This is a genomic window from Sphingobium sp. Ant17, from assembly GCF_000588875.1.
Taxonomy (GTDB): Bacteria; Pseudomonadota; Alphaproteobacteria; order Sphingomonadales; family Sphingomonadaceae; genus Sphingobium.
This window is the reverse complement of record NZ_JEMV01000101.1, coordinates 1-11,035: the sequence shown is the minus strand read 5'-3', so window position 1 is coordinate 11,035 and position 11,035 is coordinate 1. Positions and strand designations below refer to the sequence as shown.

Annotated in this window: 10 protein-coding genes and 1 pseudogene; 5 read left to right on the top strand and 6 right to left on the bottom strand. The window is 64.8% G+C overall.

The window, feature by feature from the left end:
• The 5 genes from BF95_RS23440 to BF95_RS23420 all read left to right on the top strand — a co-directional run.
• A partial coding sequence (locus BF95_RS23440) for an ATP-dependent helicase C-terminal domain-containing protein (RefSeq protein WP_327195519.1) occupies positions 1 to 1,022 on the top strand: 1,022 nt, incomplete at its 5' end.
• 55 nt (positions 1,023 to 1,077) lie between these two features.
• Positions 1,078 to 1,356, top strand: coding sequence for an ETC complex I subunit (locus BF95_RS23435; protein ID WP_043154983.1), 279 nt, complete (start codon positions 1,078 to 1,080; stop codon positions 1,354 to 1,356).
• A gap of 117 nt (positions 1,357 to 1,473) precedes the next feature.
• Positions 1,474 to 1,719 (top strand): acyl carrier protein, encoded by a 246-nt coding sequence (locus BF95_RS23430; protein WP_043154981.1) that lies wholly within the window; start codon positions 1,474 to 1,476, stop codon positions 1,717 to 1,719.
• 144 nt (positions 1,720 to 1,863) lie between these two features.
• Entirely contained in the window at positions 1,864 to 3,096 is a 1,233-nt protein-coding gene (gene spt / locus BF95_RS23425; RefSeq protein ID WP_043154979.1) for a serine palmitoyltransferase, read from the top strand.
• Between the two features lie 54 nt (positions 3,097 to 3,150).
• Positions 3,151 to 5,142, top strand: a complete 1,992-nt coding sequence (locus BF95_RS23420) for an ATP-binding protein (protein WP_043154977.1) — start codon at positions 3,151 to 3,153, stop codon at positions 5,140 to 5,142.
• Here the strand turns inward: BF95_RS23420 and BF95_RS23415 are convergent.
• The 6 genes and pseudogenes from BF95_RS23415 to gcvPA all read right to left on the bottom strand — a co-directional run bounded on the left by BF95_RS23415 (position 5,099) and on the right by gcvPA (position 11,001).
• Positions 5,099 to 5,976 (bottom strand): annotated as a pseudogene (locus BF95_RS23415) (hypothetical protein). The gene BF95_RS23420 and the pseudogene BF95_RS23415 sit on opposite strands and share 44 nt — an antisense overlap.
• A gap of 46 nt (positions 5,977 to 6,022) precedes the next feature.
• On the bottom strand, positions 6,023 to 7,231 hold the full coding sequence (locus BF95_RS23410; protein WP_043154975.1) for a cytochrome P450: 1,209 nt from the start codon (positions 7,229 to 7,231) through the stop codon (positions 6,023 to 6,025).
• 81 nt (positions 7,232 to 7,312) lie between these two features.
• The gene (locus tag BF95_RS23405; protein WP_043154973.1) at positions 7,313 to 7,942 is read right to left on the bottom strand and encodes a DUF938 domain-containing protein; all 630 of its coding nucleotides are present in this window, start codon (positions 7,940 to 7,942) and stop codon (positions 7,313 to 7,315) included.
• Entirely contained in the window at positions 7,939 to 9,507 is a 1,569-nt protein-coding gene (gcvPB, locus tag BF95_RS23400) for an aminomethyl-transferring glycine dehydrogenase subunit GcvPB (RefSeq protein WP_043154971.1), read from the bottom strand. Before gcvPB ends, BF95_RS23405 begins: the two co-directional genes overlap by 4 nt.
• Before the next feature lies 1 nt (position 9,508).
• Positions 9,509 to 9,646, bottom strand: coding sequence for a hypothetical protein (locus BF95_RS28490; RefSeq protein WP_200867048.1), 138 nt, complete (start codon positions 9,644 to 9,646; stop codon positions 9,509 to 9,511).
• Positions 9,643 to 11,001: an aminomethyl-transferring glycine dehydrogenase subunit GcvPA gene (gene gcvPA, locus BF95_RS23395; RefSeq protein ID WP_043154969.1), complete on the bottom strand. Its 1,359-nt coding sequence runs from the start codon at positions 10,999 to 11,001 to the stop codon at positions 9,643 to 9,645. The genes BF95_RS28490 and gcvPA overlap by 4 nt, the downstream gene beginning before the upstream one ends.
• Between the last annotated feature and the right edge of the window lie 34 nt (positions 11,002 to 11,035).

The following is an 11,035-nucleotide window of genomic DNA, read 5'->3' as shown; positions in this document are numbered from 1 at the left end:
CCTCCTTCGGAGGCACCCACCCCAACCCCTTCCTTGAAGGGAGGGGCTATGTTGACCACCATGTCGGCCTCTGCCTCGCGCTCGCCTTCCCCGATCGCGTATCGAAACGCCGCTCCGCAGACGGCGCGGACTGGACCAGCGTCGGCGGGCGTGGCTTCCGGCTCGATCCGCTCTCGCCCCTCGCCCGCGAACCATGGTTGGCCGTGGGCGAAGTGCAGGGCAGCGCGGCGGGCGCGCGCATCCTGTCCGCCGCCCCTATCAGCGAGGAAGCTGTGCTGGCCCTCTTCCCCGACCGCATCGTGACCACCCGCACCGTCCGCTTCCGTCCCGCCAATGGCGGGATCGAAGCGTTGCGCGAACGGCGCTTGGGCGCGGTGCGGCTCTCCTCCGGTTCCGACGACCGACCCGATCCCGATGCCGTCGCTGTCGCCTTGCTTAATGGCGTGCGCGAAGGCGGCCTCGCCCTCCTCCCCTGGTCTGAGGCCGCACAGTCGCTAAGAATGCGGGCCGATTTCGCCGGGATTTCAGCGCTATCCGACGATGCGCTGCGCGCGACCCTGGACGACTGGCTCCCCCCGCTTCTGGCGGGCAAGCGCCGCCTGTCCGACATCGACCGCGCGCATCTGTCTGCCGTGCTGGAAGGCCTTATCGGCTGGGATGGCAAGCAACAGCTCGATCGCCTCGCCCCACCCGATTTCCGTTCACCTGCGGGCAGCAATCATGCGATCGACTATGCAGCCGAAGGCGGACCGCGCGTGGAATTGCGGGTTCAGGCGCTTTACGGCCTTGCCGATCATCCCACGGTCGGCAATCAGCGCATTCCCTTGGTCCTCTCGCTCACCTCGCCCGCGGGCCGCCCGATCCAGACCACGCGCGACCTGCCGGGCTTCTGGGCGGGCAACTGGCGCGACGTCGCCAAGGAAATGCGCGGCCGCTACCCGCGTCACCCCTGGCCCGACGATCCCACCGCCGCCAGCGCCACATTGCGCACCAAAAATGCAGATGCCCGCCGCAAGTCTTGACTTGCGCGCGCTCCGTGGTGCAACGCAGCAGGACGATTTACCGGAGGCCTTCGCGATGAATGCGCGCATCTATCAGATCCAGAAAAATGCCATGCAGTCGGGCAAGGCGCTGACCCATCAATGGGTGCTGGACTATGCGCCCACGCAAGCCAAGACGCCCGATCCGCTGACCGGATGGGCGGGTTCGGGCGACACGCAGCAGCAATTGAAGCTCAACTTCCCTTCCCAGGAAGCCGCCGTCGCCTATGCCCAAAAGCAGGGGATCGCCTACACCGTCATCCCTACCCCGCCCAAGACGCTGAAATTGCAGGCCTACGCCGACAATTTCCGCTAAGCGTCGCAGGGAGGACTGCACTTTAGGGCGCGATGCTGCCCGATTGCCGCCTTATTCCCTTGCCAAAGAGCGCCCATGGGCGGCAAAAGCCGTGCTTTCACGGAAAGAATGACCAGAATGACGGATCGCACCGAAATTTTCGACAGCGTCACGGCGCAGATCGCTCCCTTCAACAAAAAGGGCACCGACCTCACCGAAGCCACCAGCTTTGCAGGCGACCTGGAATGGGACAGCCTGACCGTGATGGACTTCGTCGCCGCGATCGAGGATGAATTCGACATCATCATCACCATGAACATGCAGGCGGAGATCGAAACGGTCGGCCAGTTGGTGGACGCTGTCGCAAAGCTGAAGTCCGCCTAATTAATTTTATACCGTTCGTCCTGAGTAGCCATTGAGCGCAGTCGAAATGGCGTATCGAAGGACCGGCCGGAGCGCAGATGCTTCGATACGGGCCTTCGACTTCGCTCAGTCCCTACTCAGCACGAACGGGTTGAGGACCATATCATGACCGACGCCGCAACGCTCACCCCTACGCGGGACCTGTTTTCTAAATTCGATCCCCTGATCGCGGAGCGCGAAGCGCTGCTCGCGACCGGGGTGCGCGATCCCTTCTCGATCGTGATGGACGAGGTACTCTCGCCCACCCGCGCGATCATCAAGGGCAAGGAAACCATCCTGCTCGGCACCTATAACTATATGGGCATGACCTTCGACCCCGACGTGATCGATGCGGGCAAGAAGGCGCTCGACGAATTTGGCGCGGGCACGACCGGCAGTCGCGTGCTCAACGGCACCTATCAGGGCCATGCGGAAGTCGAGAACGCACTCAAGGAATTTTACGGCACATCCTCAGCCATGGTCTTCTCGACCGGCTATCAGGCCAATCTCGGCATCATTTCGACGCTGGCGGGCAAGGGCGACTATGTCATCCTCGACGCCGACAGCCATGCCTCCATCTATGACGGCTGCTTCCTGGGCGACGCCGAAATCGTCCGCTTCCGCCACAACAGCGTCGAGGATCTGGCCAAGCGCCTCGCCCGCCTGCCCGCCGATGCGTTGAAGCTTGTCGTGCTGGAGGGCGTCTATTCGATGCTCGGCGATATCGCGCCGCTGCCTGATATGGTCGCCGCGATCCGCCAGCATCCCAATTGCATGATCCTGGTGGATGAAGCCCATGGCATGGGTTTCTTCGGTCCCAATGGCCGGGGCGTCTATGAGGAACAGGGCGTCGCGGACGATGTCGATTTCGTGGTCGGCACTTTTTCCAAATCGGTCGGCACGGTCGGCGGCTTCTGCGTCTCCAACCATCCCAAGTTCGAGATCATGCGCCTCGTCTGCCGCCCCTATGTCTTCACCGCCTCGCTCCCGCCCAGCGTCGTGGCCACCGCCGCGACCAGCATCCGCAAGCTGATGCATGCGGGCGACAAGCGTGCCCATCTGTGGAAGAACAGCAAGCGGCTGCATCAGGGGCTGACTGACCTCGGCTTCACGCTGGGCACCAAAACCCCGCAATCGGCGATCATCGCGGTCATCCTGACCGATCAGGCGCAGGCGGTTGCCATCTGGCAGACGCTGTTGGAACTGGGGCTCTACGTCAACATGGCGCGCCCCCCSGCTACGCCAACGGGCACTTTTCTGCTGCGCTGCTCGCTATGCGCTGACCATAGCGACGAGCAGGTCGAACAGATCATCAGCATGTTCGAAGTGGCGGGCAAGGCCACGGGTGCCATCGCCTGAACCATTGCGCTACGTTGTTTCGCTGCCAGAGTGGTTGGGCTAGTGTGAAGATCTATGGCACAGGGCGACTTGACCGAAACAGACCGTAAGGGGTTGCGCAGCCGCGCCCGGCGCGCGGTGCCGCTGTTCTTGGCGCTGCTGCTCGTCGGCTCGCTCGGCGCGCTGCTCTACAGCGCCAGCAACGCGACCCGCGACCATCAACGGGCCTTGGTCGAGCAGCGCCGCAGCTTCGACATCATCGCCCTTGCCCGTGCCTTCGAAGCCCGCACCGCTCGTGCCGAAGTAACGCTGGCGCGCTATGTCATCAGCCTCGACCCCGACACGGGCCGCCTGTTCCAGGATCAGTGGCGCGGCGCGGCCAGTCAGTTGAAGGCACTTCGGTACGCCACCCGCCGATCCGGCTGGCAGCGCGGCAATGTCGAAGCTTTGCAAAAGGCCTTTGACGACCGCAGCAAGACGCTGAACGAAATTGCCCTGCGCACCACCTATGGCCAAAAGATCGGCGCGCTGGGCCGCTTTCATCAGGCCGGCAGTTCGCGCGATTTGAAGCGCATCACCGCGCTGCTCGATATCGTCATCAAAGCGGAAAATGCCCGCCTGCGCGAACGCAGCCTGGCGGTGACGCTGGCGGGCGACCGCACGGAAACGATGGGCCGCACATCCGGCCTGCTGGGCCTCGCCATGCTGGTGTGCGTCCTGTTTGCCGTCTGGTTCGTCAACGGCGCGTTGACCGATCGGCGCAACGCCCGGCGCCTGGCCGACGCCGAAAGCGAACGCGCCGACCGGCTCGACGCGGCCGTGCGCGCACGCACGGCCGAACTCACTGAAGCCTATGAACGGCTGAAACAGGAATCCACCGAGCGCGAGGCGGCCGAAGAACATCTGCGCCAAATGCAAAAGATGGACGCTGTCGGTCAACTGACCGGTGGCATCGCCCATGACTTCAACAATATGCTGGCGGTCGTCGTAGGCGGATTGGAACTGGCCAAGCGCAATATGCGCGTGAAGCCCGAAGATGCTGGCCGTCACCTCGACAATGCCATGGATGGGGCCAGCCGCGCCTCGGCGCTCACCCGCCGTCTGCTCGCCTTTGCCCGCGCCGAACCGTTGCTACCCAGTGCGGTCGATCCCGATGCGCTGCTGTCGGGCATGGCCGACCTGATCGATCGGACCATCGGCGATCAAATTCGGGTCAGCTTTACGCAAAAGGCGCAGGGGTGGCGCATCTTCGTCGATCAGCATCAGATGGAAAATGCGATCCTGAACCTGTGCGTCAATGCCCGCGACGCCATGGACGGGCGCGGCCAACTGACCCTGTCCACCGGGCACGCGACGCTGGCGAGGGACGAGATTGGCGAGTGTCCGGCGGGCGACTATGTCATGCTGACCGTCACGGATGATGGCTGCGGGATGAGCGCCGATGTTCTGACGCGCGTCTTCGAACCCTTCTTCACCACCAAGCCGGTAGGCAAGGGCACCGGTCTTGGCCTCAGCCAGATCTTCGGCTTCGTGCGCCAGTGCGAGGGCGAAATCCGCATCGAGTCAAAGCCGGGCCAGGGCACCAGCGTCCATCTCTACATGCCCCGCTATAAGGGGGACGCCGCGGATGCGCTCGGCCAGCATGTGTCGACCGACCACATGCCGGTCGAGCATCCGCCGACCCGCATCCTCGTTGTGGAGGACGACCCGCGCGTGCTTAACCAGACGATGGCGGCGCTAAGCGAACTGGGCCATCTGCCGATCGCCTGCGATCATCCGTCGAAGGCTGCCCGGCTGCTCGCGCATAATAGCGACATAGGCCTGATCATCAGCGACGTGCTGATGCCCGACATGACCGGGCCGGAAATGGTCAAGGCCTTGCCCGCCGCCTATGCCCATCTGCCGGTGCTGTTCGTGACCGGATATGCCGGAGACATTACCGAAGGCGCTGATTTCGCGGGCCATATCGTGTTGCGCAAACCTTATACGCTGATGGCGCTGGGCCAGGCGCTGTCGCATGCGCTCAGCGAATCGCCCCGGAACGGAACAGCGCAGGCAGCAGAGTGACCGCGCCCAGCAACGGCCAGCGCCGCTGCCACGGCTTGATCGTGATCGCCGTTCCGGCATGGCGGTTGATCTTCCAGGCCAGATAATCGATGCCGCCCGCATAGGTAAAACTCGCCTTGGCCAGGCGCACCACCGACAAAATTTGCCGCGCCGCTGCAGCGCGCGCCAGCGCCCCGGTGCATCGGCAGGCGGCGGCGCCAATCTCTGCGCCAGAGCCGCCTCGCCCAGCCGCCGGTAGCGATCAGGATCGGCATCGACGATCGACAGCGAACGCCCCTTCCGCTCCGCGCGCAGCTCCGCATTATAGGTCAGGGTAAAGCCGCACCGCCACAGGCCCAACACATCGTCGCCCTCTTCTGCCATCGGCCGGGCCAGCGACAAGAGCGTGGGCGCGGCCTGCGCTACCGCCACGGTCGCGCGCTGCCGCGCCATATCGTCTGCCGCCCACAACAGCCGCGCAGGCTGGGCAAAGCGCGCCCAGACCGAAACATTGTCCGCCGCCACGCTGTTCAACCGCGCAAAGTCCGCTTCCGACAGGACGGCATATTTGGCGATCAATCCCTGATGTTCGAACGGAAAGACATTGGGCGGGATCAGCGCGTTGGCGCGCGCCAGCCAGCTTTTGCCATAGGCCGCCGGATAGTCCGACACGATCAGGTAGAAATCGAGCATCAGCCCGTCGAGATTGGCCTCGCGCAGGCATGAGCCGTAAAACAGCACTGCCCGCGCCGCTTGCGGATAGCGCGCCGCGATCGCGCCCGCCATCGCCGCCGCGCGCGGATCGGCAGGCTGGAGCAATTCGGCGCGGATAAGATCGACAAGCGGGCTGGACATTGGCCCGCCCTTAGAGCGGATCGCGCGCGAAATGAAGGGGGTGCAATCAGTCCCAACGCAATGGCAGCGCGGTGCAGGCGCCGACATTACCCCCCTTCATCGTCACTGGGCGGTCGGGGTCGAGCCGCACGGTCGGCATCCGGCCCAGCCATTCGCGCAGAAACACGATCACCTCCATCCGCGCCAGCCCCGCGCCCACGCACCGATGCGCGCCCACGCCCATCGTCGTATGCCGCGTCGCATTGAGCTTGCGGTCGAACCGCACCGCTTCGGGCGTGTCGAAACTTGCCGGGTCCAGATTGTGGAGGACGCTCGGCAGATAGATGATATCCCCCGCCTTCAGCGTCACGCCATCCACCTCGACATCGGCGACGAGGTTGCGGCTGACCGAGACGGTCGGATAACGGCGCATCAATTCATCGGCCGCATCGGGGATCAGGTCCGGCCGTGCGCGCAGCAACGCCTGATCCTCCGGGTGTCGTGCCAGATGCAGCGCGACCATGCCGACCATCGCCACCACCGTATCCAGGCCGCCGAACAGCAGGTTGCGACACATGCGCCGCGCCTCATCCTCGCTCCACGTCCGGCCCTCGACCGGTTCGGACAGGATGCGGCTGAACAGGTCGGTGCCCGGATTGGCCATGCGCGCGGCGATATAGGGGGCGAGATAGTCGTCGGCGGCATCACGCAATTGTTCGACGGTCATCGACCCGTCCGGCCGCGTGAGTTGCGAGCCCAGCGCCCGCAAGCGCGGCCGGTCAGACAAGGGCACGTCGATCAGCGTCAGGAAGATATGCAGCGGCAATATCTCCGCGAAATCCGCCACGAAATCGCACGCCCCCCGGTCGATCAACCCGTCGATCAATTCGCGCGCGACCTGCGTCACCTGCGGCTCCATCGCGACCACGAAGCGCGACGCAAAGCCCTTCATCACCGCCATGCGAAAGGGCTGATGCTCGGGCGGGTCTTGTTGCAGCGGAATGAAACGCATCACCTCGCCAAGGCCCGGCGTCACCGCCAGCACTTCGCTCGACAGCCGGACATTGTCGGCCCACAGCGTACGCACGACCTCGCCGCGCGTCGCGATCCAATGGCCACCATTGGCGCTGGTCCACACAACGCCGGGACCATCCTCCCGCACCAGCGATTGCCAGGCGGCGAAATAATCCTGTTCGACGCCGGGCGGCGCGAAAATGTCGAAATCGACGATCCGATCCGCCGGAACATGGGCTGGCCGCGCCATCATGCTCTGCATTATCCGTGCCTCCCCTGCCCTGTTTATCGGGGGAGAAGCTATCGCAGGGCCACGCTGTGACAAGCTGTGACTAGCGGCAGGTCAGGTGCGGCGGAAGATCAGCGTCAGATTGTTCGCGGGCATCGCCTGAACGCTATCAAGCGCAAAGCCCTGCGCCGTCGCCAGCGCCGCGACATCTTCCAAAGCCCTTATCCCCCATCGCGGATCGCGCGCGCGCAAGCTGGCATCAAACTCCACATTGCTGGGTGCAGGCGCGACATCGGCGTGAAAATAGGGACCATAGAGGATCAACGGCGCGCCGGACGACAACAGCGCGGCCCCGCCCCGAAACAACCCGACCGTGGCTTCCCACGGGCTGATATGCGTCATATTGATGCACAGGACCGCATCCGCCCGGTCGATCGGCCAGTCCGCCGCCGCATCCAGCAGCATCGGCGCACGCAGATTGGCGAGGCCCGCCTCCCCCCGCCACGCCTCGATCGAGGCGAGCGCCGCCGGATCGGGATCGCTCGGCTGCCAGTCGAGCGCGGGCAGCGCAGCGGCGAAATGCACCGCATGTTCGCCGCTGCCGCTCGCCACTTCCAGCACCAGCCCGGATGCTGGCAATGTCGCGCGCAGCACCGCCAATATCGCGTCCCGATTCCGCAGCGTCGCGGGGGCGTGGCGCTTTTGCGCTTCGCCGTCCGCTTCGCCCGGAATCCAGACCGTCATTCGGCCGCCTGCGCTTGCACCGGCGCTTCCCAAGTCAGCACCGGCTTGCGCGCCGCCAGCGTCTCGTCCAGCCGACGACGCGGCGCATGATAGGGCGCACCCTTCAATAGCTCGTCCCCCGCCTTGGCCCGCTCGGCCAGGCTGCGCAGTGCCAGGATGAACTGGTCGAGCGCCGCCTTGCTCTCCGTCTCGGTCGGTTCGATCAGCATCGCGCCATGGACGACCAGCGGGAAATACATGGTCATCGGGTGGAAGCCCTCGTCGATCAGCCCCTTGGCGATATCGAGCGTCGTAAAGCCCTCGGCCAGCCCCTTGTCGCTGAACAGCGCCTCATGCATGCACGGCCCGCTGGCGCCAAAGGGCGCGTCCAGCACATCGTCCAGGCTGCGCAGGATATAATTGGCGTTGAGGACAGCATCCTCCGCCACCTGCCGCAACCCGTCCGCGCCATGGCTCATGATATAGGCGAGCGCACGGGTGAACATGCCCATCTGCCCGTGGAAAGCGACCATCCGGCCAAAGGTGCCGCCATGATGGTCCTGCGCGGATTCCTCCTCGATCAGGACGAACTGGTCACCCTGCTTCTCGACGAAAGGCAGCGGCGCATAGGGGGCGAGCGCTGCCGACAACACCACCGGCCCGGAGCCGGGACCACCGCCGCCATGCGGTGTCGAGAAGGTCTTGTGCAGGTTAATATGCATCGCATCGACGCCCAGATCGCCCGGCCGTACCCGCCCGACGATGGCGTTGAAATTCGCCCCGTCGCAATAGACGAAGGCCCCGACCGCATGAACGGCATCGGAAATCGTCTTGAGGTCGCGCTCGAACAGGCCGCACGTATTGGGGTTGGTGATCATCACCGCCGCCACATCGGGGCCGAGCCGCGCCGTCAGCGCCGCCAGATCGACACGACCTTCGGGCGTCGCGGGAATATCCTCGACCTGATAGCCGCAGAAGGCCGCCGTGGCCGGATTGGTGCCATGCGCGCTTTCGGGCACCAGCACGACCGAACGCGCATCGCCCCGCGCCTCCAGCGCTGCGCGGATCGCCAGCAGGCCGCACAATTCGCCATGCGCGCCCGCCTTGGGGCTCATCGCCACGCTATGCATCCCCGTCAGCGTCACCAGCCATGCGGCAAGTTCATGGATCACCGCCAGCGCGCCCTGCACCGTCGATTGCGGGGCCAGCGGATGCAGGTCCGCAAAACCGGGCATCCGCGCGACCTTTTCATTCAGGCGCGGATTATGCTTCATCGTGCAGGAGCCAAGCGGAAACAGGCCCAGGTCAATGGCATAATTCTGCCGCGACAGCCGCGTATAGTGGCGCACGGTTTCCTGTTCCGACAGGCCCGGCAGGCCGATCGCCTTGCGCGCCAGCCCGCCAAGGCGGCTCGCCACCTTGGGCGCGGGCGCGAAATCGACGCCCGTCGTCTCGGTCGATCCGATCTCGAAGATCAGCGCCTCTTCCAGCATCAGCGCGCGATTTCCCGTTGCCGTCGCCGGTGCCATATGCGCATCTACAACCGCGACGGGCGTGGTGGGACGGCCTTCCTTGAGCATGGTCATCTCAGACATCCTTCCCGCAAATATTCCGTTCGCCCTGAGCGAAGTCGAAGGGCATCGCCGAACGCAGTGAGGTGCCTTCGCTTCGCTCAGGCGAGGGCTTCGACAAGCTCAGCCCGAACGGCAGGAGAGAGTTGCTCATGCCAGTTCCTCCTCAAGCGCTGTGGCCAGTGCCTCGATATCCTCTGCCGTCACCGTTTCGGTCACTGCAACGACCAGCCCCTTGCCGATCGCGGGTGCATCGGGGAACAGCCGCCCCAACGACACGCCCCCCAGCACGCCCTTGTCGGCGAGGCTGCGCACCACGTCGCGCGCATCCCTGGTCAGGACCAAAGTGAACTCATTGAAAAAGCTGTCATTGACCAGCGTCACGCCTGGCACTTGCGCCAGCCGGTCGGCGGCCTGCACAGCCAGGCCGTGGTTGAGGCTCGCCATGTCCCGCAGGCCCCGTTCCCCCAGCAACGTCATATGAATGCTGAACGCCAGCGCACATAGCCCCGAATTGGTGCAGATATTCGACGTCGCCTTCTCGCGGCGGATATGCTGCTCGCGGGTGGACAGCGTCAGCACAAACCCGCGCTTGCCCGCCGCATCCACCGTCTCGCCGCACAGGCGGCCGGGCATCTGCCGCACATATTTCTGCTTGCACGCGAACAGGCCGAGATACGGTCCACCAAATTGCAGGCCGACGCCGATCGACTGGCCCTCGCCCACGACGATATCCGCGCCCATCTCGCCCGGCGGCACCAGCGCGCCCAGCGCCACCGGCTCCGTCACCACCGCCACCAGCAAGGCACCGGCCGCATGCACCGCATCGGCCAGCGGGGTCAGGTCGGCAATACGCCCCAAAATGTCGGGATATTGCACCACGACGCAGCTTACATCCTTGTCGATTGCCGCGATCAGCGCGTCGATGTCCGTCTGCGCCGTCAGCGTCGGCGCGTCATGCGCCAGCACGTCGCCGGTGAACTTCGCCATCGTCCGCGCGACCGACACATAATGGGGGTGCAGGCCCGACGACAAAATCGCCTTGCCCCGCTTGGTGATGCGCCGCGCCATGCCGATCGCTTCCCAGCAGGCGGTCGACCCATCATACATGGACGCATTGGCCACGTCGCAGCCCAACAGGCGCGCGACCTGCGTCTGGAACTCGAACAAGACCTGCAACGTCCCTTGCGCGATTTCCGGCTGATAGGGGGTATAGGCGGTCAGGAACTCACCGCGCTGGATCAGATGATCGACGCTGGCGGGCACATGATGTTTATAGGCACCCGCCCCCAGGAAGAAGGGCGCTTCCCCCGCCGACAGATTCTGCCGCGCCAGCTTGCTCATATGCCGCTCGACCGCCAATTCGCTGGCATGATCGGGCAGGCCTTCGATCTGGCCGGAAAGCCGGGCCTCGGCAGGCACGTCGACAAACAGATCATCAATCGACGCCGCGCCAATGGTGGCAAGCATCGCCTGCCGGTCCGTGTCGGTAAGGGGTAGGTAGCGCATTTGCAAAACTCCCCCCTCCCTTTCAAGGGAGGGG

Excerpts from the sequence above, each read along its gene's own strand:
- BF95_RS23435 (WP_043154983.1), top strand. The coding sequence starts at position 1,078 with ATGAATGCGCGCATCTATCAGATCCAGAAAAATGCCATGCAGTCGGGC.
- BF95_RS23430 (WP_043154981.1), top strand. The coding sequence starts at position 1,474 with ATGACGGATCGCACCGAAATTTTCGACAGCGTCACGGCGCAGATCGCT.
- BF95_RS23420 (WP_043154977.1), top strand. The coding sequence starts at position 3,151 with ATGGCACAGGGCGACTTGACCGAAACAGACCGTAAGGGGTTGCGCAGC.
- BF95_RS23410 (WP_043154975.1), bottom strand. The coding sequence starts at position 7,231 with ATGCAGAGCATGATGGCGCGGCCAGCCCATGTTCCGGCGGATCGGATC.
- BF95_RS23405 (WP_043154973.1), bottom strand. The coding sequence starts at position 7,942 with ATGACGGTCTGGATTCCGGGCGAAGCGGACGGCGAAGCGCAAAAGCGC.
- gcvPB (WP_043154971.1), bottom strand. The coding sequence starts at position 9,507 with ATGACCATGCTCAAGGAAGGCCGTCCCACCACGCCCGTCGCGGTTGTA.
- BF95_RS28490 (WP_200867048.1), bottom strand. The coding sequence starts at position 9,646 with ATGAGCAACTCTCTCCTGCCGTTCGGGCTGAGCTTGTCGAAGCCCTCG.
- gcvPA (WP_043154969.1), bottom strand. The coding sequence starts at position 11,001 with ATGCGCTACCTACCCCTTACCGACACGGACCGGCAGGCGATGCTTGCC.